This is a genomic window from Pseudomonas sp. P5_B3 (genome assembly GCF_056400405.1).
The window spans coordinates 1-20,834 of record NZ_JBFULI010000030.1 but is presented as its reverse complement, the minus strand read 5'-3'; the positions used below and the strand labels follow the sequence as shown (position 1 = coordinate 20,834).

Here is a 20,834-nt window from a genome sequence, read left to right as displayed (position 1 = left end):
ATTCAGATACCCATGGGCGGTTCAAGCTTTGTCCACAACCTGCGCCTTGGCATCCGGCAAGGTGAAACCGGACACCGAACGACGCAATTGACTGGCCATTTTCGCCAGGTTGCCGATGCTATCGGCCGTGGCGGTGGAACCCGACGACGTCTGCGAGGTGATCTGCTGGATCACGTTCATCGTCAGGGAAATCTGACCGGCCGACGACGTCTGCTGTTGCGCCGCATTGGAAATGCTCTGGATCAATGCCGCGAGCGTCTTGGAGACGCCTTCGATTTCTTCCAGGGCCACACCGGCATCCTGCGCCAGACGGGCGCCGCGCACCACTTCGGTCGTCGTCTGCTCCATGGAGATGACCGCTTCGTTGGTGTCGGTCTGGATCGCCCGCACCAGGGTTTCGATCTGCCGGGTGGCGGCGGATGAGCGCTCGGCCAGGCGCTGCACTTCATCGGCGACCACGGCGAAACCGCGACCGGCGTCACCGGCCATGGACGCCTGGATAGCCGCGTTGAGGGCAAGGATGTTGGTCTGGTCGGCAATGTCATCGATCAGGCTGACAATGTCGCCGATTTCCTGGGACGACTCGCCCAGGCGCTTGATGCGCTTGGCGGTGTCCTGGATCTGCTCGCGAATGTTGTCCATGCCGTGGATGGTGTTGTGCACCACCTCGTTGCCCTTGTTGGCGATTTCCACCGAGCGCTCGGCAACCGCCGAAGATTCAGCTGCGTTGGCCGACACCTGGTCGATCGACTCGGCCATGTCGTTGATTGCCATGGAGGCCTCGGAAATCTGCTGGGCCTGATGCTCCGACGCTTGGGCCAGGTGCATGGCGGTGGCCTGGGTTTCCTGCACGGCGGCTGCGACCTGGCCGGCGGTGAGGTTGATGGTCGCGACCAGATCGCGCAACTGGTCGACGGAGTAATTGATCGAATCGGCGATGGTGCCGGTAAAGTCTTCGGTCACCGAGGCGGTCACCGTGAGGTCGCCGTCGGCCAGGTCTTCGATCTCGTCGAGCAGGCGCATGATCGCGTTCTGGTTACGCTCGTTTTTCTCCGCGGTTTCGCGCAACTGACGATTGGTTTCGCGCACCATCACCATGCCGATCAGGATGATCGAAGCCAGCGCCAGCAAGCCCAGTACGTAACCACCAATGGTGTCGGTGGTGCGTCCACCGACCAGGTTTTCGAAACCGTTGGCCAAGTGCGAGGCTTCATCGAGCAGGGTTTGCGACAGACTGAAAATGTTCGAGGCCGATTCGCGGACCTTGAACAGCTCCGGCGAGGTTTCGAGGATCTCGTCCACCGAGCCCGAGACGAACTCGAACAGCTCGGAGATTTCCGCGAGACGCGCACGGGCGTCACGATCTTCGACCTGGCTGACCTTGAGCGCCGGGTCGCCCTGGAGCATGCCGTTGAGCACCTTGCCGAACTGCGTCGCATCACGTCCGAACGCATCGGCGGCCTGCTGTGAATTTTCGTCGCCGGCCAATACCGTGTTGACCGCGCCGAGGATCCGCTCGGCCAGCAGCGATTGGCGCTGGGCCATCGCCACCTGGGCCGCCGGAGCGCCCCGTTGCAGGAGAATCTCGACGACTTTTTCGTACTCGACCTGCAACTGCGGCACGGTTTCGGCCAGGGTCGCGGCGACCTGATGCAGCGACAGTACGGTTTGCTCGCTGGAAAGAATCGCATCGGTGTTTTTCAGCAGGCGTTCCCAGTCCTGTTGCACCGCGCGCATCTCCGGACGCACGGTAGCAGGGGCCGGCGGCAGGCCGGTGGCCGGGTCGCCCTTTTTCAGATAACCCCAGCGCTGGGCGAAGTCGTTGCGCGCATCGCTGAGCAACTTGAACGCGGCAGCCTTGCCGGCGGCGGCTTCGGTGGCGTTCTTGGCGATACGCTGGGACAGCACGCGCAGTTCGCCCGCGTGGCCGATGTACTGTTTGTCGTAGGTAGCCTGGGTGTTGAGGTACGCGAAGTTGGCGAACAGCAGCATGATGAAGACGATCAGCGCGATGAACAGCACGATAATCTGCGACCGGCTGCGCGACCCTTCCAATGGCTTGCCTGCTTTTGCTTTTATCATCGGTCCTCGCCTGTTAACCAGCACCTTCCAAGACTTACCGGGGAACCTGTGGGAGCGAGCTTGCTCCAACTACACCGCGACGTTCATGAACCCCTGAGACTGCGTCAACGCAAACGGGCTGAACACCTGCCAGCACTGCTCGCGCTGAAACCGGCCTTTGACGAACGCCGCCATAGGCCCTTTCAACTCTTCTGCCAGCACCGGCTCCAGGCTGTCCTGGGCAAAGTGCTGGAGGCCGAAGACTTCGTCGACCAACAACCCGGCAAACACCTCTTCATGTTCCACCACCAACACCCGCCGCTGCCCGCGCACCGCCGAAAGCTCGTGCCCGAAGAAGCCGCACAAGTCCATGACCGGCAGCAAACGCCCGCGCAGGTTGGCGACACCCTTGACCCAGGGTTTGACCCCCGGCAGCTGAGTGACGCGCGGCTCGTGCAGGACTTCGCTGACTTCGCTCATGGGCGCGACGTACCAGTGCTCGCCCAGGCGAAAACCGATGCCGCTCCAGCTGTCCCGCCGGGGTGGCTGGGACGGCAAGTCCGCCGCCAGCAAACGACAGCGCCGGTCGATTTGCAGCAGCAGCTCAAAAGCCGTCAGCGACTCGTTCATGACCTGACGATCAACCGGCCAGCACGTTGTTCAGGGTATTGATCAGGGTGTCTTCATCGACCGGTTTGGTCAGGTAATCCCTGGCGCCCTGGCGCGTGCCCCAGACCTTGTCGGTTTCCTGGTCCTTGGTGGTGATGATGATCACCGGGATGTGTCCGGTTTCCGGATCCTTGGTGAGCTGACGGGTCGCCTGGAAGCCGTTGAGGCCGGGCATGACAATGTCCATCAGCACCGCGTCGGGTTTTTCCTGGCGGGCCAGGGCCACACCGTCGGCGCCGTTTTCGGCTTTCAACACTTCATGACCGTGCTTTTCCAGCATGCCGGTCAGTTTGTACATTTCGGTCGGCGAATCATCGACGATCAGAATACGTGCCATGGTCTTCCCCATTCTTGTCGACGCCGGGCCCGATGGCCGAGCGTCACTGTGCGTGTCCTACTGCGGCAAAACGGCGGCGAAACCCGGTACATGGGCCTGGATCGCATCAAGCAATTCTTCCTTGCTGAAAGGCTTGGTCAAAAACTGGTCGGAGCCGACGATGCGCCCCTTGGCCTTGTCGAACAGCCCGTCCTTGGACGACAGCATAATCACCGGCGTGGACTTGAACGCGCTGTTGTTCTTGATCAGGGCGCAGGTCTGGTAGCCATCCAGGCGCGGCATCATGATGTCGACAAAGATGATGCCGGGATGGTTGTCGGCAATCTTGGCCAGGGCATCGAAGCCGTCGATGGCGGTAATGACTTCGCACCCGACGCTCTTCAACAGCGTTTCGGCGGTGCGACGAATCGTCTTCGAATCGTCGATCACCATGACCTTCAAGGCGCTGGGGTGCTGTTCCATAAATGCTCTACCGTCGCCTTTGCGAAACAATTTGTCCGTTTGCCGGTTAACGGCAGCTCGAAACCCTTGATGTTCAAGGGCCATTACCACTTGGCAGCCTTTTTAGCACAGTCTCCAAAACCAATCTATCGGCCGACCTTCAAGGTGGTTTTTCCTTGACCGGGAACACACTCAGCGCCACTCTGACGCCACTTTTATACGGCTCTTTGTAGGAGCGAGCCTGCTCGCGATGATCGCTAACGATGACGCGTGCTGGCTGGATGAACGCGGTGCTCTGACATCCATCGCGAGCAGGCTCGCTCCTACAGATCGGCACAAGCCCCCAAAATTTCGAGGAAAACCCAATGAGCGTTCGCGTCGGGATTGTCATGGACCCTATCGCCAGCATTTCCTATAAAAAGGATAGCTCGCTGGCCATGCTGCTGGCCGCGCAAAAGCGCGGCTGGGAGCTGTTCTACATGGAGCAGCGCGACCTCTATCAGGGCGAAGGCCAGGCGCGGGCGCGGATGCGTCCGCTGCAGGTGTTCGCCAACCCGGAAAAATGGTTCGAACTGGGCGCTGAAAGCGACGCACTGCTAAGCGATCTGGACGTGATCCTGATGCGCAAGGATCCGCCGTTCGACATGGAGTTCGTCTACTCCACTTATTTGCTGGAACAAGCCGAGCGCGCCGGTGTGCTGGTGGTCAACAAGCCGCAAAGCCTTCGCGACTGCAACGAAAAGCTGTTCGCCACACTGTTCCCGCAGTGCACGCCGCCGACCATCGTCAGCCGCCGCCCGGACGTACTGCGCGAATTCGCCGATCACCATGGCGATGTGATTCTCAAGCCGCTGGACGGCATGGGCGGCTCCTCGATTTTCCGCCACACCGCCGGCCACCCGAACCTCTCGGTGATCCTCGAAACCCTGACCCTGCATGGTCAGCAGCAAATCATGATCCAGGGTTACCTGCCAGCTATCGTCGATGGTGACAAGCGCATCCTGATGATCGATGGCGAGCCTGTGGATTATTGCCTGGCGCGGATTCCGGCCAAGGGCGAAACCCGTGGCAACCTCGCCGCCGGTGGCCGTGGCGAAGCCCGCCCGCTGACCGACAAGGACCGCTGGATCGCCGCGCAAGTCGGCCCGACCCTGCGTGAAAAAGGCCTGTTGTTCGTTGGCCTGGACGTGATCGGCGAGCACCTGACCGAGATCAACGTCACCAGCCCGACCTGCATTCGCGAGATTGATAACGCGTTTGGCACCGACATCGGCGGCATGCTGATGGATGCCATCGATCAGAAGCTCAAGGCACGTTGATTAGCCAAACCAACATTGCGTTATCATGCGCGGCCTGTGAAAACGCGATGTTGGTTTCCTTGTCATGACCCTCCCGTCCGATCTGCCTGCCGAACTCGCCCACCGTGGCGTGCGCCCGGCCGATCGCCTCGGTTTTACCCTGTTTCTGGCGGCGCTGATCCACCTGGCCTTGCTGTTGGGTGTCGGGTTTGCAGTGGTCGAACCAAAGCAGATCAGCAAAACCCTGGAAATCACCCTCGCCACCTTCAAAAGCGAAAAGAAGCCTGAAAAGGCCGACTTCCTCGCCCAGGAGAATCAGCAAGGCAGCGGCACCCTGGATAAAAAGGCGATTCCCAAGACCACCGAGGTCGCGCCGTTCCAGGACAACAAGGTGCAAAAGGTCACGCCACCGCCGGCCGCCAAGCCTGAAACGCAGGAAGCCCCGCCCAAGGCTGCCGTGACCACCGTGGCACCGAAACCGAAAAAAGCCCCCGCCAAGACCGAGGAGCCCAAGACCGAGGTCAAATCCCAGGTCCAGGCACCGACGTTCGACAGCGAGCAGCTGTCCAGCGACATCGCCAGCCTGGAAGCGGAACTGGCCGCCGAACAACAGCTGTACGCCAAGCGCCCGCGCATTCACCGCTTGAGCGCGGCCTCGACCATGCGCGACAAGGGCGCCTGGTACAAGGACGAATGGCGCAAGAAAGTCGAGCGCATCGGCAACCTCAATTACCCCGACGAAGCGCGGCGCAAACAGATCTACGGCAACTTGCGCCTGATGGTGTCGATCAATCGCGACGGTTCGCTGTATGAAGTACTGGTGCTGGAGTCTTCCGGCCAGCCGCTGCTGGACCAGGCGGCGCAACGAATCGTCCGGCTGGCGGCGCCGTTTGCACCGTTTACCGGGGATCTCTCGGATGTTGACCGGCTGGAGATCATCCGCACCTGGAAGTTTGCCCGTGGGGACAGGCTCTCAAGCAACTGACCACCCCCGAAACCCTGTGGGAGCGAGCTTGCTMGCGATGGCGGCCTGGCAGTCGACATCTCTGTTGAATGTGAAGTTGTCATCGCGAGCAAGCTCGCTCCCACAGGAATCCAAGTCGTCAGTGGGGATTTGAGGCATTTCCTGTGCATCCCCAGCTTGTCAGTTCGCCCCTCGAACGCCACACTAGCGCTCATGAAAAACGTCAGCCCCAGCTACCTCAAGCATCAATTCCTGATCGCCATGCCGCACATGGCCGACCCGAACTTTGCGCACACCTTGACCTACATCGTCGAGCACACGGCCAATGGTGCCATGGGGCTGGTGGTCAACCGTCCGCAAGAGCTGAGTCTGGCCGATATCCTTGAGCAATTGCGCCCGGATATCGAACCGCCAGCGCTCTGCCAGCATGTGCCGATCTTTGTCGGCGGCCCGGTGCAGACCGATCGCGGCTTTGTCCTTCACCCCAAGGGGCTGAGCTTCCAGGCAACCGTTGATCTGGAAGACGAATTATCCCTGTCGACCACCCAGGACATACTGTTCGCCATCGCTGACGGCGTCGGCCCGGCCAAAAGCCTGATTGCCCTCGGCTATGCCGGCTGGGAAGCCGGGCAGCTGGAGGCCGAACTGGCGCAGAACGCCTGGCTGACCTGCCCGTTTGACGCCGACATCCTGTTCAACACCAGCAGCGAACTGCGCCTGGAAGCGGCAGCCAAACATCTGGGCGTGAACCTCAGCCTGCTGACCAGCCAGGCGGGGCACGCCTGATGGCCCTGCGGCTGATTCTCGGATTCGACTACGGCACCAAACAGATTGGTGTTGCGGTCGGCCAGGTGGTGACCGGCCAGGCCCGCGAGCTGTGCACCCTGAAAGCGCAGAACGGCATTCCCGACTGGAACCAGGTCGAAGCCCTCATCAAAGAATGGAAGCCCGATGCCGTGGTGGTCGGCCTGCCGCTGAACATGGACGGCACCCCCAGTGACATGTGCGCCCGCGCAGAAAAGTTCGCCCGGCGCCTGAACGGCCGCTTCAACCTGCCCTTCTATACCCACGATGAACGCCTGACCACCTTTGAGGCCAAGGGCGAACGCCTGGCCCGGGGCGGCCAGAAAGGCAGTTACCGTGACAACCCGGTCGATGCCATCGCCGCCGCCCTGCTGCTGCAAGGCTGGCTCGACGAAAATGGCGCACTGTTCGAGTCCTGAAGAGCCGTTGTGCGTCTCCATTAGCTACAACCCGAGCCATTTTGCGCACAAGCTGGCTCGAACCCAAGAAGGAGCAACCATGAGCCTGCCCAATCCCGCCGAACTGGTCAGCCAGATGGCAACCCGACTTGACGCTTATTTGGCCAAACGAGGCATCAGCGACCCGCGTTTCATCGGCATCCGTACCGGCGGCGTCTGGGTGGCCCAGGCCCTGCTCAAGGAACTGGGCAGCAATGAGCCCCTCGGCACTCTCGACGTGTCCTTCTACCGCGACGATTTCAGCCAGAACGGCCTGCACCCGCAGGTTCGCCCTTCGGCGCTGCCGTTCGAGATCGAAGGCCAGCACCTGGTGCTGATCGACGACGTGCTGATGAGCGGTCGGACCATCCGCGCCGCCATGAACGAACTGTTCGACTACGGCCGCCCGGCCAGCGTGACGCTGGTGTGCCTGCTGGATCTGGACGCCGGCGAGCTGCCGATCCGCCCGAACGTGGTAGGCGCGACCCTGTCCCTGGCTGCCCACGAACGGGTAAAGCTGTCTGGCCCGGAGCTCGCGCTCGAACTGCAAGACCTCGCCCTTTAATTCGCCCTATTGAGAGTCCCCCTCGCGATGACGCCTCTAGAAACCAAGCGCCCGCTGCAGCTCAATGATCAGGGTCAGCTGCGCCACTTCCTCTCGCTCGACGGTTTGCGCCGCGAGCTGTTGACGGAAATCCTCGACACCGCCGACTCCTTCCTCGAAGTCGGCGCCCGGGCCGTGAAAAAAGTCCCGCTGCTGCGCGGCAAGACCGTGTGCAACGTGTTCTTCGAAAACTCGACCCGCACCCGCACCACCTTCGAACTGGCGGCCCAGCGGCTCTCGGCGGATGTGATTACCCTCAACGTGTCCACGTCGTCGGCGAGCAAGGGCGAAACCCTGCTCGACACTCTGCGCAACCTGGAAGCCATGGCCGCCGACATGTTCGTCGTGCGCCACGGCGATTCCGGCGCCGCGCACTTCATCGCCGAACATGTTTGCCCACAGGTGGCGATCATCAACGGCGGTGACGGCCGGCACGCGCACCCGACCCAGGGCATGCTCGACATGCTGACCATCCGCCGACACAAGGGCGGTTTCGAAAACCTTTCGGTGGCCATCGTCGGCGACATCCTGCACTCGCGGGTCGCACGCTCGAACATGCTGGCGCTGAAAACCCTCGGTTGCCCGGACATCCGCGTGATCGCGCCGAAAACCCTGCTGCCGATCGGCATCGAGCAATACGGCGTAAAGGTCTACACCGACATGACCGAAGGCCTGAAAGATGTCGACGTGGTGATCATGCTGCGCCTGCAGCGTGAACGCATGACCGGCGGCCTGCTGCCGAGCGAAGGCGAGTTCTACCGCCTGTTCGGCCTGACCACCGCGCGCCTGGCCGGTGCCAAGCCCGATGCCATCGTGATGCACCCGGGGCCGATCAACCGCGGCGTGGAAATCGAGTCGGCGGTGGCCGACGGCCCGCACTCGGTGATCCTCAACCAAGTGACCTATGGCATCGCGATTCGTATGGCCGTGCTGTCCATGGCCATGAGCGGGCAAACAGCCCAGCGCCAATTCGAGCAGGAGAACGCCCAGTGAAGCTCAGCATTCTCGGTGCCCGCGTGATCGATCCGGCCAGTGGCCTGGATCAAGTGACCGACATCCACATTGAAGCCTGCAAAGTCGTCGCCCTTGGCGTTGCGCCAGCCGGTTTTGTCGCCGTCGACACGATCGACGCCAAAGGCCTGGTGGCCGCTCCCGGCCTGGTTGACCTCAACGTTGCCCTGCGTGAGCCGGGTTACAGCCGCAAAGGCTCGATTGTCAGCGAAACCCGCGCAGCGGCGGCTGGCGGCGTGACCAGCCTGTGCTGCCCGCCAAAAACCAAACCGGTGCTGGACACCTCGGCGGTGGCCGAACTGATCCTCGACCGCGCCCGCGAGGCCGGCAACACCAAAGTCTTCCCGATTGGCGCCCTGAGCAAAGGCCTGGACGGCGAACAGCTGGCAGAGCTGGTGGCACTGCGCGATGCCGGTTGCGTGGCCTTCGGCAACGGCCTGGAGAGCTTTCGCAACAACCGCACCCTGTGCCGGGCGCTGGACTACGCAGCGACCTTCGACCTGACGGTGATTTTCAACTCCCAGGATCACGACCTGGCCGAGGGCGGCCTGGCTCACGAAGGCCCGACCGCCAGCTTCCTTGGCTTGCCGGGCATCCCGGAAAGTGCCGAGACCGTCGCCCTGGCCCGGGATCTGCTGCTGGTTGAACAGACCGGCGTGCGCGCGCACTTCAGCCAGCTCACCAGCGCCCGCGGTGTTGAATTGATCGCCCAGGCCCAGGCCCGGGGCCTGAAGGTGACCGCGGATGTCGCCCTGTACCAGCTGATCCTCACCGACGAAGCGCTGATCGACTTCAGCAGCCTGTATCACGTCCAGCCGCCGCTACGCACCCGCGCCGACCGCGAAGGCCTGCGCGCAGCGGTGAAATCAGGCGTGATCTCGGCCATCTCCAGTCATCACCAACCCCATGAGCGTGACGCCAAACTGGCACCGTTCGGCGCAACCGAGCCGGGCATCAGCAGCGTCGAACTGCTGTTGCCGCTGGCGATGACCCTGGTCGAAGATGGCTTGCTGGACCTGCCGACACTGCTCAAGCGCCTGAGTGCCGGCCCTGCCGAGGCCTTGCGCCTGCCAGCAGGCAAACTGGCGGTGGGTGGTGCGGCGGACATCGTACTGTTCGACCCGGCGGCCTCGACCGTGGCGGGTGAAACCTGGCTATCCAAGGGCGAAAACTGCCCGTTCATTGGCCACAGCCTGCCGGGTGTGGTGCGTTATACCCTGGTGGATGGGCGCATTAGCCACCAGGCGTAACTCCGCGTCGCCTGCATTCGCGAGCAGGCTCGCTCCCACAGTAAATCTGCGTTGATGCAAATTTCGCAGCCAACCGATAACACTGTGGGAGCGGGCTTGCCCGCGATGGCGTCTTAGAAAGCGCCCCTACTCTGCGAGTTGCGCACGGAAACCTGATCATTCAACGTCCAGAAGCCATACAGCCCTCCTCCCCCTACTCCGTCATCCACTGCCTCTCCCTAACGACACATCTGCATCAAGAACATTTCCACAAACGATGGCGAATAAAACTATCCAATGAATAGAACTTCCTGACTACTCACCACCTATGCGAAAGGAACTTCGCAATATTCAGAAACATCCTACAAACTTATTGAATGCAAATTCAACACCTATCATTTAACATAAAAACAGCACAAAGAAAAATCACTACAAACACCCTGAATACAAATGCTGTACAAACAAGGAGCCAGACATGAAAAATGGACTTACCACACCTCCTATCTAACGAAAGGAATAACGGGAAACTCAGGAGGCTTACAGTTAATCCTGTGTTCAACTGGAGACCTGTGCGACGGCCCGTCATTTCCTCAGCCGAAGTGGGTATGCTCCATGGTTGGCCGGAATGAAAAACGGTATAAATGCCTTTATTTATGAGCTTCTGCATTCAGGAAGAGCCAACATGAAGCCCCTCTACAAACACCTGAACTACATCTACCCTTTACTTTTAGCGCTCACTTCCAGCGTAGCAATATTTACCATAGAAAAAAATTTGAGCACCGGCATTTACGACATAGATCGAGATTCAATCGGAATACCAATAGGTGCGATCCTGATTGCGGGCTTAGTATTATTCATGTTTCACCTAATGCAAATATTTTTATACAGAAAAGCCCGCCACACCAATTCAACCTTGATAAAAATATCAGCATTAATAATTGCAATTGCATCGCTTGCGATTCTCGCCGACAGCATAAATTACTGGGCCACCCCAAACCACTTCATCATTTCAATCTTCTACAGCTTCAGCACAATGGCTTTTTTAACGCTTCAACTTCAATTACTGAAAGCATTTCAGTAACCACTCATGGGCTATAACTCAAGCAGGCAGATAGCTGGATCAGTCAACAGAAGTAAAAGCCTGCGGCGAGGGGGCCTGCCCCTCGCCGCAGAAATCAACGACTCTGTGCATTACGCACCGACACCTGGTCATTCAACGTCCAGAAGTCATACAGCACGCCAATAAAGAACAACCCGCCCGTCACCAGGTACAGCAGTCCGCTGATCCATTTCCCCTGATACATCCTGTGCACGCCAAACACCCCGAGAAACGTCAGCAGGATCCACGCCACGTTGTATTCGATCGGGCCGGCTGTAAACCGCAGGTCAGCCTCGCGATCCATCGCCGGGATCAGGAAAAGGTCGATCAGCCAACCGATCCCGAGCAAGCCGAAGGTGAAGAACCAGATCGTCCCGGTCACCGGCTTGCCGTAATAGAAGCGGTGTGCGCCGGTAAAACCGAAAATCCACAGCAGGTAACCGATCACTTTGCTGTGAGTGTCTTGCTGCTGGACAGCCTGTTGATAGGGGTTCATGAATGACCTCGATTCCCACGATAGATAAATATTCTTTAATTCTTTGTGACTTTTTTACAGGCATCCGACGTATGGCAAATGCTACCTTCACTCCCGTCAAAGCCTTGTAACACCGGACTTCTGTCCGACAATTGCGTCATTTTGCCGCTTTTTTGCCACTATTGCCCTCCAGATTGAATCGACCAACGGCCTCGGAAGCGGCAAAAAAGCTGTTATAAAGTTGCGCGCTGACCTATTAAGAGCCTTGCCTAATGCGTTCATTTTTCAAGACATGGCTAACCATTTGCCTTTTGATGCCACTGGCCGCCCACGCCACCAATCGTGAGCAACGTCTTCCTAACGTTAATGGTTACACCCCAAAATCCCATGCCTCTGCTCCTTCGAGCAAAGACAAAAAATCCGCCAGATATGCTCCGAGCCTGGCCAGCAGCAAAAGCGGCCTGGTTCCACCGATGGGCACCAAGGAAAGCAGCGACGTGCTGAGCCGCGCCGTGAACGTCCTTGGCACTCCCTATCGTTGGGGCGGCAGCAGCCCAAGCAAAGGCTTCGATTGCAGCGGCCTGGTGAAGTACGCGTTCAACGACGCCTCGTTCGACCTGCCACGCACCTCCAATGCCATGGCCAGCGGTCATGGGGAGAAAGTCGATCGCAATGACCTGAAGCCCGGCGACCTGATTTTCTTCAACATCAAGAGCCGTCGGGTCAATCACGTTGCCATTTACCTGGGCAACGATCGCTTCATCCACGCGCCACGTCGCGGCAAGTCGGTGTCCATCGACACTTTGAATAAACCGTACTGGGAAAACCACTACGTGGTTGCCAAGCGGGTTCTGCCGAAAGAGCCGAATCAGTTGCGCGTCGTTCAGCGCTGATTTCAGTGTCATGAATCTGCATCGAACATGATGCCCCCATCGCGAGCAAGCTCGCTCCCACATTGGGATGCGCCCCCCTGTGGGAGCGAGCTTGCTCGCGATGGGGCCCTTGAAAGCACAGCCACTCCCTCAGAAGTTATCCGGTAACCGCGCCTTCTCCCGCGCATGGTCACGACTGACCAAACCCTTGGTCACCAGGTCCTTCAAACTCATATCCAGCGTCTGCATCCCCAACGACCCTCCCGACTGAATCGCCGAATACATCTGCGCCACCTTGTCCTCGCGGATCAGGTTCCGGATCGCCGATGTCCCCAGCATGATCTCGTGGGCCGCGATGCGTCCGCCGCCGATTTTCTTCACCAGGGTCTGGGACACCACCGCCAGCAGCGACTCGGAGAGCATCGAACGCACCATCGACTTCTCGTCCCCCGGAAACACGTCGACTACCCGGTCGATGGTTTTCGCCGCCGACGTGGTGTGCAGCGTGCCGAACACCAGATGGCCGGTTTCGGCGGCGGTCAACGCCAGGCGAATGGTCTCCAGATCGCGCATTTCGCCCACCAGAATCACATCCGGGTCTTCCCGCAGTGCCGATCGCAAGGCGGTGGCGAAGCTGCGGGTATCTCGATGAACCTCACGCTGGTTGATCAGGCACTTGCGCGGCTCGTGGACAAACTCGATAGGGTCTTCGATGGTGAGGATGTGGTGATGGCGATGGGTATTGAGGTAATCGATCATCGCCGCCAGCGTGGTGGACTTGCCGGAACCGGTCGGGCCAGTCACCAGCACCAGGCCACGGGGTGCGTCGGTCATTTTGCGAAACACGTCCCCCATGCCCAGTTCGTCCATGCCCTGCACTTTCGACGGGATGGTACGAAACACAGCGCCCGCGCCACGGTTCTGATTGAACGCATTGACCCGGAAGCGCGCCACACCGGGCACCTCAAAGGAAAAATCGGTTTCCAGGTGTTTCTCGAAATCCACCCGCTGGGCGTCATTCATGATGGCATGGATCAGCACCTGCACCTGCTGGTGCTCCAGGGCCGGCAGGTTGATGCGCCGCACATCGCCATCCACCCGAATCATCGGCGGCAGGCCGGCGGACAAGTGCAGGTCGGATGCCCCCTGTTTGGCGCTGAATGCCAGCAGTTCGGTGATATCCATAGCGTCTCTCAATTCCAGTAGAATGCCGCGAACCTTCAGACCGCTGGCGCCTCTTGATGTCCACCATAGCAGACAACATTCTCGAAGTTAGTTCGCGCATCCATGCCGCAACACTCGCCGCCAACCGCGCCGAGAACAGCGTCCAGCTGCTGGCCGTGAGCAAGACCAAACCCGCACAAGACCTGCGTGAAGCCTACGCCGCCGGCTTGCGCGACTTTGGCGAGAACTACCTGCAGGAAGCGTTGGGCAAACAGCTCGAACTGGCCGACCTGCCCTTGATCTGGCACTTCATCGGCCCCATTCAATCGAACAAGACTCGTGCCATCGCCGAGCACTTCGACTGGGTGCATTCCGTGGATCGCCTGAAAATCGCACAACGCCTGTCCGAACAACGTCCCGCCGATCTGCCGCCACTGAATATCTGCATCCAGGTCAACGTCAGCGGTGAAGCCAGCAAATCCGGCTGCACCCCGGCCGACCTGCCGGCCCTGGCCAACGCCATCAGTGCCCTCCCGCGCTTGAAGTTGCGCGGGTTGATGGCTATTCCTGAACCGACTGAAGATCGCGCCGCCCAGGATGCCGCTTTCGCTGCCGTGCAAAGCCTGCAAGCCAGCCTGAACCTGCCGCTCGACACACTTTCCATGGGCATGAGCCACGACCTTGAGTCAGCCATCGCCCAGGGCGCCACTTGGGTCCGTATTGGTACGGCCCTGTTTGGCGCCCGCGACTACGGCCAGCCGTAAACATGGCTGACACACTTCTGAATAAGGACCTGACATGAGCAAGACACGTATTGCCTTTATCGGTGCCGGCAACATGGCCGCCAGTCTGATTGGCGGCCTGCGGGCCAAGGGTCTGGAAGCCGCACAGATTCGCGCTAGCGATCCGGGCGAAGAAACCCGCGCCCGCGTGAGTGCTGAGCATGGCATCGAAACCTTCGCCGACAACGCCCAGGCCATCGACGGTGCCGACGTGGTCGTGCTGGCGGTCAAGCCCCAGGCGATGAAAGCCGTGTGCGAAGCGCTTCGCCCAAGCCTCAAGCCCGATCAACTGGTGGTTTCGATTGCCGCGGGCATCACCTGCGCCAGCATGAACAACTGGCTCGGCACCCAGCCGATCGTGCGCTGCATGCCCAACACCCCAGCGCTGGTGCGTCAGGGCGCGAGCGGCCTGTTCGCGACAGCCGAAGTGACCGCCGAACAGCGTCAGCAGGCCCAGGAACTGCTGTCCGCAGTCGGCATCGCCTTATGGCTGAATGAAGAGCAGCAACTGGACGCCGTCACCGCCGTTTCAGGCTCGGGCCCGGCGTATTTCTTCCTGCTGATCGAGGCCATGACCGCCGCTGGCGTGAAACTTGGCCTGCCAGCGGACATCGCCGCGCAACTGACCTTGCAAACCGCACTGGGCGCCGCCCAAATGGCCGTCTCCAGCGACGTCGACGCGGCCGAGTTGCGCCGCCGCGTCACCTCGCCTGCGGGCACCACAGAAGCTGCAATCAAGTCGTTCCAGGCCAATGGCTTCGAAGCCCTGGTCGAAAAAGCACTCGGCGCTGCCGCGCATCGCTCGGCCGAGATGGCTGAACAACTGGGTCAATAAGGAGCTTTTCATGATTGGATTGAATACCGCAGCGGTCTACGTGCTGCAAACCCTCGGCAGCCTGTACCTGCTGATCGTGCTGATGCGCTTCGTACTGCAACTGGTGCGGGCGAACTTCTACAACCCGATCTGCCAGTTCATCGTCAAGGCCACTCAGCCACTGCTCAAGCCACTGCGCCGGATCATCCCGAGCGTATTCGGCCTGGACATGTCCTCGCTGGTGCTGGCGATCCTGGTACAACTGGCGCTGATGGCCCTGACCCTGCTGCTGACCTACGGCACCACCGGCAACCCGCTACCACTGCTGATCTGGTCGGTCATCGGCGTGACCGCGCTGTTCATGAAGATTTTCTTCTTCGCCCTCATCATCAGCGTAATCCTGTCCTGGGTCGCTCCGGGCAGCCATAACCCGGGTGCCGAACTGGTGAACGACGTCTGCGAACCGGCCCTGGCGCCATTCCGCAAGTTCCTGCCGAATCTGGGCGGACTGGATCTGTCGCCGATCTTTGCGTTCCTGGCCATCAAACTGGTCGACATGCTGGTGATCAACAACCTCGCCGCCATGACCATGATGCCGGAAATCCTCCGCGTGTTGATCTGACCCGGTGAGCTGGTTTCGCTGGGACGGTGACGACCTGATTCTGGAGTGTCACCTGCAACCGGCAGCCCGTAGCGATGACTTCTGCGGGCTGCACGGCGATCGCCTGAAGATCCGCCTGACCGCGCCGCCAGTCGAGGGCAAGGCCAACGCGTATTTGATGGCGTTTCTGGCCAAGGCCTTTGGCGTGTCCAAGAGCCAGGTCAGCCTGATCAGTGGCGAGTTGAACCGGCAGAAACGGGTGCGGATCTGCTCGCCGAAGAAGTTGCCGGACTTGCCGGATCTGGTGCGCCCGACGGGCTGACCGCGTCATCGTTCATCGCGAGCAAGCTCGCTCCCACATTGGAATGCGTACCCCTGTGGGAGCGTGGCTTGCCCGCGATGGCCGCACCTCGGTCTTACATGAAAAAATCAGCTCGGGCCTTTGCTTGCCGCTAACCCCAGCGGTCTTTAGACTTACGCCTCATTTCAACGAGAGCAGGGTCGATGCCAGCTGCCTTTCCCCCCGATTCTGTTGGTCTGGTGACGCCGCAAGTGGCGCACTTCAGCGAAGCCCTGGCTCTCGCCTGCGGCCGTTCGCTCCCGGCCTATGACCTGATTTACGAAACCTACGGCACGCTCAACGCCACGGCGAGCAATGCCGTGCTGATCTGCCACGCCCTGTCCGGCCACCACCACGCCGCTGGCTACCACAGCGCCGACGACCGCAAACCCGGTTGGTGGGACAGCTGCATCGGTCCCGGCAAGCCGATCGACACCAGCAAGTTCTTCGTGGTCAGCCTGAACAACCTCGGCGGCTGCAACGGCTCCACCGGCCCGAGCAGCATCAATCCGGACACCGGCAAGCCGTTCGGTGCCGACTTTCCGGTATTGACCGTGGAAGACTGGGTGCACAGCCAGGCGCGTCTGGCGGACCGTCTCGGTATCGCCCAATTCGCAGCCGTGATCGGCGGCAGCCTCGGCGGCATGCAGGCGATGCAATGGAGCATCACCTACCCTGACCGCATCCGTCACTGCCTGGCCATCGCCTCGGCACCCAAGCTGTCGGCACAGAACATCGCGTTCAACGAAGTGGCGCGCCAGGCGATCCTCACCGACCCGGAGTTCCACGGCGGTTCGTTCCAGGAACACAACGTGATCCCCAAGCGCGGCCTGATGCTGGCGCGGATGGTCGGGCACATCACCTACCTGTCCGACGACTCCATGGGCGAGAAATTCGGCCGCGGGCTCAAGAGCGAGAAGCTCAACTACGACTTCCACAGCGTCGAGTTCCAGGTGGAAAGCTACCTGCGCTATCAGGGCGAAGAGTTCTCCGGGCGCTTCGATGCCAATACGTATCTGTTGATGACCAAAGCGCTCGACTACTTCGATCCGGCGGCGAACTTCGACGATAACCTGGCGAAAACCTTTGAAGGTGCCAAGGCCAAGTTCTGCGTGATGTCGTTCACCACCGACTGGCGCTTCTCCCCTGCCCGCTCGCGGGAACTGGTGGACGCGCTGATGGCCGCGCGCAAGGACGTCTGCTACCTCGAGATCGACGCCCCGCAAGGCCACGACGCCTTCCTGATTCCGATCCCACGCTACCTGCAGGCATTCGGCAATTACATGAACCGCATTACGCTGTGAGAAAGCCATGAGAGCTGATCTGGAAATCATCCAGGAATGGATCCCCGCCGGCAGCCGCGTGCTCGACCTCGGGTGCGGCGATGGCGAACTGCTGACCTGGCTGCGCGATAACAAGCAAGTCACCGGTTATGGCCTGGAAAACGACGCCGACAACATTGCCGAGTGCGTGGCCAAGGGCATCAACGTCATCGAACAGGACCTGGACAAGGGCCTGGGCAACTTTGCCAGCAACAGTTTCGACATCGTGGTCATGACCCAGGCACTGCAAGCCGTGCACTACCCGGACAGGATCCTCGAGGAAATGCTGCGCGTGGGCCGGCAGTGCATCATCACCTTCCCCAACTTCGGTCACTGGCGCTGCCGCTGGTACCTGGCGAGCAAGGGCCGGATGCCGGTTTCCGAGTTCCTGCCGTATACCTGGTACAACACGCCGAACATTCACTTCTGCACCTTCGCGGACTTTGAAGCCTTGTGTCGCGAACGTGAGGCGAAGGTCATTGATCGGCTTGCCGTGGATCAACAACATCGGCACGGGTGGGCCAGTAAGCTATGGCCTAATCTGTTAGGTGAGATCGGAATCTACCGCGTGAGCAGTCCGGGACTTTCCGACCACAAGGTCGCGGTCTGATCCACCCTATTTCAAGGAGAACGATCATGGGTCGTCTAGCGTTGCTTCTACTCACTGCCTGCCTGAGCGTCACCGCCATGGCCGCCGACGCCATCAAGGGCGAGCGCAAGGAAACCTTCGGTGACGTGACGGTGCACTACAACACCTTCAACTCCACCTACCTGACACCGGACATTGCCAAGTCCGCCGAACTCACCCGCAGCAAGAACCAGGGCGTGATCAACATTGCGGTGCTCAAGGACGGCAAACCGCAGATGGCGCAGGTCAGCGGTACGGTCAAAGACCTGACCAGCCAAAGTGTGGACCTGAAGTTCCGCCAGATCACTGAACAAGGTGCGATCTACTACATCGCCCAATTCCCGGTACCGCAGCAGGAAACCCGCACCTTCGACATCAAGGTGCAGACCGGCGACAAAATCAACACCATCAATTTCAACCAAGAGCTCTTCCCCGGCCAATGATCAACTTCACACAACTCGTATTGGCCAGCCATAACGCCGGCAAACTCAAGGAGCTCCAGGCCATGCTCGGTGAATCGGTGCATCTGCGCTCGATTGGCGAGTTCAGCAGCGTCGAGCCTGAAGAAACCGGCCTGTCGTTCGTCGAGAACGCGATCCTGAAAGCCCGCAATGCCGCGCGCATTTCCGGCCTGCCGGCGCTGGCCGACGATTCCGGGCTGGCGGTGGATTTCCTGGGCGGCGCGCCAGGCATCTACTCGGCGCGTTATGCCGACGGCAAGGGCGATGCGGCGAACAACGCCAAACTGCTCGACGTGCTGAAAGATGTGCCTGAAGCAGAACGTAGCGCGCAGTTCGTCTGCGTGCTGGCCTTGGTGCGTCACGCCGATGATCCGTTGCCGATCCTCTGCGAAGGTTTGTGGCACGGGCGCATCCTGACCGAGGCCAGCGGCGAACACGGTTTCGGCTACGACCCGCTGTTCTGGGTGCCGGAGCGCGATTGCTCCAGCGCCGAACTGAGCCCAAGCGACAAGAACCAGATCAGCCACCGCGCCCGTGCAATGGATCTGCTGCGCCAGCGTCTGGGCTTGAAATGACCCACGATTCCGCAGCAAAGCCACTGATCTTCGGTGGCGCCGCACAAACGCCCAGGGCAGCGCTGCCTGTGCTGCCACCCCTGGCGCTGTACATCCACATCCCGTGGTGCGTACGCAAATGCCCTTATTGCGACTTCAACTCCCACACCGCCAGCCCCGTGCTGCCGGAAGAAGAGTACGTCGACGCCTTGCTGGCCGATCTCGATCAAGACCTGCACGCCGTTTATGGTCGTGAGCTGAGCTCGATTTTCTTTGGGGGCGGCACGCCAAGCCTGTTCAGTGCTGATTCGCTGGGTCGCTTGCTCAAAGGCGTCGAACAGCGCATCCCGTTTGCCAGCGACATCGAAATCACGCTGGAAGCCAATCCGGGGACGTTCGAGCAAGACAAGTTCGTGGCGTACCGGAAACTGGGGATCAATCGCCTGTCGATCGGCATCCAGAGTTTCCAGCAAGAAAAACTCGAGGCCCTGGGGCGGATTCACAACGGTGACGAAGCCGTACGTGCCGCCGGCATGGCGCGACAGGCCGGGTTCGACAACTTCAACCTGGACTTGATGCATGGCTTGCCGAACCAGTCCCTGGATGATGCCCTGGCGGACCTGCGCACAGCCATCGCCCTGAAACCGACACACCTGTCGTGGTATCAACTGACCCTGGAACCGAACACGGTGTTCTGGAACCAGCCGCCAACGCTGCCGGAAGACGACACGCTGTGGGACATTCAGGAAGCCGGGCAAGCGTTGTTGGCTGAACACGGTTACGCGCAATACGAAGTCTCGGCCTATGCCCTGCCAGGTCGCCCGGCGCGTCATAACCTCAATTACTGGAGTTTTGGCGACTTCATCGGCATCGGCGCGGGCGCCCATGGCAAGCTCAGCCATCCGGACGGGCGCATCATTCGCACCTGGAAGACCCGCCTGCCGAAGGACTACCTGAATCCGGCGAAAAGCTTCCAGGCTGGCGAGAAAGCGCTGACCAATGATGAAATGCCGTTCGAATTCCTGATGAACGCGCTGCGCCTGACTGAAGGCGTCGAATCGCGGCTGTACCCGGAACGTACCGGCATGACGCTGGAAAGCCTTGCTGAGGGCCGCCGTGAAGCCGAACAAAGCGGCCTGTTGCAGGTCGAACCGTCACGTCTGGTAGCCACCGAGCGCGGACAACTCTTCCTCAACGACTTGCTGCAGAAATTTCTGAGCTGATTTCAGCCTTAAGGGAAAACGAATGGATTTGGTACTCGACCTGCTTGCCACCGTGTCTCGCTGGAGCCGCAGCAACCTCTCGGAAATCGCCCTGGCCCTGGTGGGTTGCCTGCTGGTGCTGTTCGGTGCGGATTTCAAAGGCTGGGTCGAGCAGCGTCTGGGCAGCATCGCCGGCGCATTGCGCGTGCCGCTGATGTCCCTGCTGTGCATGATCGGTAGCGGCGCGGCACTGATCTACGCCACGCCGTGGGTCGTGCGCGGCCTGAGCCAGTTCAACAACTACAGCCTGGCGCCAGTGTTGCTGGTGGTGTTGGTGTTGATTGGCGTGGTCGCTGACCGCCGCTGATCCTGCGGCACACACAGACAACTGTGGGAGCGAGCTTGCTCGCGATGAGGCCATCACATTCAACATCTATGTTGACTGTCAGGCCGCCATCGCGAGCAAGCKCGCTCCCACAGGTTTTACGCCAACTTCTCGAACTTCAAATCCCACACGCCATGCCCAAGACGTTCGCCACGGCGTTCGAACTTGGTGATCGGCCGCTCGGCCGGGCGCGGTACGCACTTGCCGTCTTCGGCAAGATTGCGGTAACCCGGCGCGACGCTCATCACTTCCAGCATGTATTCGGCGTACGGTTCCCAAT

The 20,834-nt window shown here is 60.4% G+C and carries 25 protein-coding genes and 1 pseudogene; 19 read left to right on the top strand and 7 right to left on the bottom strand.

Annotated features, from left to right (window positions below; genetic code table 11):
- Positions 1–21: 21 nt before the first annotated feature.
- The 4 genes from AC1DRN_RS18190 to pilG all read right to left on the bottom strand — a co-directional run bounded on the left by AC1DRN_RS18190 (position 22) and on the right by pilG (position 3,529).
- On the bottom strand, positions 22–2,082 hold the full coding sequence (locus AC1DRN_RS18190) for a methyl-accepting chemotaxis protein (RefSeq protein ID WP_223456715.1): 2,061 nt from the start codon (positions 2,080–2,082) through the stop codon (positions 22–24).
- A 69-nt stretch (positions 2,083–2,151) separates the two neighbouring features.
- Positions 2,152–2,691, bottom strand: a complete 540-nt coding sequence (locus AC1DRN_RS18185) for a chemotaxis protein CheW (protein ID WP_223456714.1) — start codon at positions 2,689–2,691, stop codon at positions 2,152–2,154.
- A 10-nt stretch (positions 2,692–2,701) separates the two neighbouring features.
- On the bottom strand, positions 2,702–3,067 hold the full coding sequence (gene pilH, locus AC1DRN_RS18180) for a twitching motility response regulator PilH (protein WP_223456713.1): 366 nt from the start codon (positions 3,065–3,067) through the stop codon (positions 2,702–2,704).
- A gap of 57 nt (positions 3,068–3,124) precedes the next feature.
- On the bottom strand, positions 3,125–3,529 hold the full coding sequence (gene pilG / locus AC1DRN_RS18175) for a twitching motility response regulator PilG (RefSeq protein WP_223456712.1): 405 nt from the start codon (positions 3,527–3,529) through the stop codon (positions 3,125–3,127).
- Positions 3,530–3,873: 344 nt separating this feature from the next.
- On the opposite strand from pilG, the gene gshB reads away from it, so the two are divergent.
- From gshB to AC1DRN_RS18135, 8 genes are all read left to right on the top strand, one after another.
- Positions 3,874–4,827 (top strand): glutathione synthase, encoded by a 954-nt coding sequence (gene gshB, locus AC1DRN_RS18170; RefSeq protein ID WP_095944401.1) that lies wholly within the window; start codon positions 3,874–3,876, stop codon positions 4,825–4,827.
- Positions 4,828–4,891: 64 nt separating this feature from the next.
- A complete protein-coding gene (locus tag AC1DRN_RS18165; RefSeq protein WP_223456711.1) occupies positions 4,892–5,791 on the top strand; it encodes an energy transducer TonB in 900 nt (299 codons plus the stop codon).
- A 192-nt stretch (positions 5,792–5,983) separates the two neighbouring features.
- The gene (locus tag AC1DRN_RS18160; protein WP_223456709.1) at positions 5,984–6,556 is read left to right on the top strand and encodes a YqgE/AlgH family protein; all 573 of its coding nucleotides are present in this window, start codon (positions 5,984–5,986) and stop codon (positions 6,554–6,556) included.
- A complete protein-coding gene (gene ruvX, locus AC1DRN_RS18155; RefSeq protein ID WP_057398155.1) occupies positions 6,556–6,993 on the top strand; it encodes a Holliday junction resolvase RuvX in 438 nt (145 codons plus the stop codon). The genes AC1DRN_RS18160 and ruvX overlap by 1 nt, the downstream gene beginning before the upstream one ends.
- Before the next feature lie 79 nt (positions 6,994–7,072).
- Positions 7,073–7,576 (top strand): bifunctional pyr operon transcriptional regulator/uracil phosphoribosyltransferase PyrR, encoded by a 504-nt coding sequence (gene pyrR / locus AC1DRN_RS18150; protein WP_223456707.1) that lies wholly within the window; start codon positions 7,073–7,075, stop codon positions 7,574–7,576.
- A gap of 27 nt (positions 7,577–7,603) precedes the next feature.
- A complete protein-coding gene (locus AC1DRN_RS18145) occupies positions 7,604–8,608 on the top strand; it encodes an aspartate carbamoyltransferase catalytic subunit (protein ID WP_007939362.1) in 1,005 nt (334 codons plus the stop codon).
- On the top strand, positions 8,605–9,876 hold the full coding sequence (locus tag AC1DRN_RS18140; RefSeq protein ID WP_223456704.1) for a dihydroorotase: 1,272 nt from the start codon (positions 8,605–8,607) through the stop codon (positions 9,874–9,876). The genes AC1DRN_RS18145 and AC1DRN_RS18140 overlap by 4 nt, the downstream gene beginning before the upstream one ends.
- Positions 9,877–10,480: 604 nt before the next feature.
- Positions 10,481–10,936 (top strand): hypothetical protein, encoded by a 456-nt coding sequence (locus AC1DRN_RS18135; RefSeq protein WP_223456702.1) that lies wholly within the window; start codon positions 10,481–10,483, stop codon positions 10,934–10,936.
- 94 nt (positions 10,937–11,030) lie between these two features.
- Here AC1DRN_RS18135 and AC1DRN_RS18130 read toward each other — a convergent pair whose 3' ends face one another.
- Positions 11,031–11,450, bottom strand: a complete 420-nt coding sequence (locus AC1DRN_RS18130) for an NINE protein (RefSeq protein WP_046039250.1) — start codon at positions 11,448–11,450, stop codon at positions 11,031–11,033.
- Positions 11,451–11,701: 251 nt separating this feature from the next.
- Between AC1DRN_RS18130 and AC1DRN_RS18125 the strand changes: the two genes are divergently transcribed.
- Complete coding sequence (locus tag AC1DRN_RS18125) at positions 11,702–12,322, top strand: C40 family peptidase (RefSeq protein WP_223456700.1); 621 nt, start codon at positions 11,702–11,704, stop codon at positions 12,320–12,322.
- Positions 12,323–12,451: 129 nt separating this feature from the next.
- Here the strand turns inward: AC1DRN_RS18125 and AC1DRN_RS18120 are convergent, their stop codons facing one another.
- Positions 12,452–13,486 (bottom strand): type IV pilus twitching motility protein PilT, encoded by a 1,035-nt coding sequence (locus AC1DRN_RS18120; RefSeq protein WP_223456699.1) that lies wholly within the window; start codon positions 13,484–13,486, stop codon positions 12,452–12,454.
- A 56-nt stretch (positions 13,487–13,542) separates the two neighbouring features.
- On the opposite strand from AC1DRN_RS18120, the gene AC1DRN_RS18115 reads away from it, so the two are divergent.
- From AC1DRN_RS18115 to AC1DRN_RS18070, 10 genes are all read left to right on the top strand, one after another.
- Complete coding sequence (locus AC1DRN_RS18115) at positions 13,543–14,229, top strand: YggS family pyridoxal phosphate-dependent enzyme (RefSeq protein ID WP_223456697.1); 687 nt, start codon at positions 13,543–13,545, stop codon at positions 14,227–14,229.
- A 34-nt stretch (positions 14,230–14,263) separates the two neighbouring features.
- A complete protein-coding gene (proC, locus tag AC1DRN_RS18110) occupies positions 14,264–15,082 on the top strand; it encodes a pyrroline-5-carboxylate reductase (RefSeq protein WP_223456695.1) in 819 nt (272 codons plus the stop codon).
- Between the two features lie 10 nt (positions 15,083–15,092).
- Complete coding sequence (locus AC1DRN_RS18105; protein WP_223456693.1) at positions 15,093–15,683, top strand: YggT family protein; 591 nt, start codon at positions 15,093–15,095, stop codon at positions 15,681–15,683.
- Between the two features lie 4 nt (positions 15,684–15,687).
- On the top strand, positions 15,688–15,984 hold the full coding sequence (locus AC1DRN_RS18100) for a DUF167 domain-containing protein (protein WP_223456691.1): 297 nt from the start codon (positions 15,688–15,690) through the stop codon (positions 15,982–15,984).
- A 182-nt stretch (positions 15,985–16,166) separates the two neighbouring features.
- Entirely contained in the window at positions 16,167–17,306 is a 1,140-nt protein-coding gene (gene metX / locus AC1DRN_RS18095; protein WP_223456688.1) for a homoserine O-succinyltransferase MetX, read from the top strand.
- A gap of 7 nt (positions 17,307–17,313) precedes the next feature.
- Positions 17,314–17,934: a methionine biosynthesis protein MetW gene (metW, locus tag AC1DRN_RS18090; RefSeq protein WP_223456686.1), complete on the top strand. Its 621-nt coding sequence runs from the start codon at positions 17,314–17,316 to the stop codon at positions 17,932–17,934.
- 26 nt (positions 17,935–17,960) lie between these two features.
- Positions 17,961–18,395, top strand: a complete 435-nt coding sequence (locus AC1DRN_RS18085) for a DUF4426 domain-containing protein (RefSeq protein WP_223456684.1) — start codon at positions 17,961–17,963, stop codon at positions 18,393–18,395.
- A complete protein-coding gene (gene rdgB / locus AC1DRN_RS18080; RefSeq protein ID WP_223456683.1) occupies positions 18,392–18,988 on the top strand; it encodes an RdgB/HAM1 family non-canonical purine NTP pyrophosphatase in 597 nt (198 codons plus the stop codon). The genes AC1DRN_RS18085 and rdgB overlap by 4 nt, the downstream gene beginning before the upstream one ends.
- A complete protein-coding gene (hemW, locus tag AC1DRN_RS18075) occupies positions 18,985–20,190 on the top strand; it encodes a radical SAM family heme chaperone HemW (protein ID WP_223456682.1) in 1,206 nt (401 codons plus the stop codon). The genes rdgB and hemW overlap by 4 nt, the downstream gene beginning before the upstream one ends.
- A 22-nt stretch (positions 20,191–20,212) precedes the next feature.
- Positions 20,213–20,536: a DUF3392 domain-containing protein gene (locus AC1DRN_RS18070; RefSeq protein ID WP_007987827.1), complete on the top strand. Its 324-nt coding sequence runs from the start codon at positions 20,213–20,215 to the stop codon at positions 20,534–20,536.
- 116 nt (positions 20,537–20,652) lie between these two features.
- Here AC1DRN_RS18070 and AC1DRN_RS18065 read toward each other — a convergent pair.
- Positions 20,653–20,834 (bottom strand): annotated as a pseudogene (locus AC1DRN_RS18065) (tRNA (guanosine(46)-N7)-methyltransferase TrmB); the annotation flags it as partial.

Coding starts and splice junctions, on each gene's coding strand:
- AC1DRN_RS18190 (WP_223456715.1), bottom strand. CDS start 2,082: ATGATAAAAGCAAAAGCAGGCAAGCCATTGGAAGGGTCGCGCAGCCGG.
- AC1DRN_RS18185 (WP_223456714.1), bottom strand. CDS start 2,691: ATGAACGAGTCGCTGACGGCTTTTGAGCTGCTGCTGCAAATCGACCGG.
- pilH (WP_223456713.1), bottom strand. CDS start 3,067: ATGGCACGTATTCTGATCGTCGATGATTCGCCGACCGAAATGTACAAA.
- pilG (WP_223456712.1), bottom strand. CDS start 3,529: ATGGAACAGCACCCCAGCGCCTTGAAGGTCATGGTGATCGACGATTCG.
- gshB (WP_095944401.1), top strand. CDS start 3,874: ATGAGCGTTCGCGTCGGGATTGTCATGGACCCTATCGCCAGCATTTCC.
- AC1DRN_RS18165 (WP_223456711.1), top strand. CDS start 4,892: ATGACCCTCCCGTCCGATCTGCCTGCCGAACTCGCCCACCGTGGCGTG.
- AC1DRN_RS18160 (WP_223456709.1), top strand. CDS start 5,984: ATGAAAAACGTCAGCCCCAGCTACCTCAAGCATCAATTCCTGATCGCC.
- ruvX (WP_057398155.1), top strand. CDS start 6,556: ATGGCCCTGCGGCTGATTCTCGGATTCGACTACGGCACCAAACAGATT.
- pyrR (WP_223456707.1), top strand. CDS start 7,073: ATGAGCCTGCCCAATCCCGCCGAACTGGTCAGCCAGATGGCAACCCGA.
- AC1DRN_RS18145 (WP_007939362.1), top strand. CDS start 7,604: ATGACGCCTCTAGAAACCAAGCGCCCGCTGCAGCTCAATGATCAGGGT.
- AC1DRN_RS18135 (WP_223456702.1), top strand. CDS start 10,481: ATGAAAAACGGTATAAATGCCTTTATTTATGAGCTTCTGCATTCAGGA.
- AC1DRN_RS18130 (WP_046039250.1), bottom strand. CDS start 11,450: ATGAACCCCTATCAACAGGCTGTCCAGCAGCAAGACACTCACAGCAAA.
- AC1DRN_RS18125 (WP_223456700.1), top strand. CDS start 11,702: ATGCGTTCATTTTTCAAGACATGGCTAACCATTTGCCTTTTGATGCCA.
- AC1DRN_RS18120 (WP_223456699.1), bottom strand. CDS start 13,486: ATGGATATCACCGAACTGCTGGCATTCAGCGCCAAACAGGGGGCATCC.
- AC1DRN_RS18115 (WP_223456697.1), top strand. CDS start 13,543: ATGTCCACCATAGCAGACAACATTCTCGAAGTTAGTTCGCGCATCCAT.
- proC (WP_223456695.1), top strand. CDS start 14,264: ATGAGCAAGACACGTATTGCCTTTATCGGTGCCGGCAACATGGCCGCC.
- AC1DRN_RS18105 (WP_223456693.1), top strand. CDS start 15,093: ATGATTGGATTGAATACCGCAGCGGTCTACGTGCTGCAAACCCTCGGC.
- metX (WP_223456688.1), top strand. CDS start 16,167: ATGCCAGCTGCCTTTCCCCCCGATTCTGTTGGTCTGGTGACGCCGCAA.
- metW (WP_223456686.1), top strand. CDS start 17,314: ATGAGAGCTGATCTGGAAATCATCCAGGAATGGATCCCCGCCGGCAGC.
- AC1DRN_RS18085 (WP_223456684.1), top strand. CDS start 17,961: ATGGGTCGTCTAGCGTTGCTTCTACTCACTGCCTGCCTGAGCGTCACC.
- rdgB (WP_223456683.1), top strand. CDS start 18,392: ATGATCAACTTCACACAACTCGTATTGGCCAGCCATAACGCCGGCAAA.
- hemW (WP_223456682.1), top strand. CDS start 18,985: ATGACCCACGATTCCGCAGCAAAGCCACTGATCTTCGGTGGCGCCGCA.
- AC1DRN_RS18070 (WP_007987827.1), top strand. CDS start 20,213: ATGGATTTGGTACTCGACCTGCTTGCCACCGTGTCTCGCTGGAGCCGC.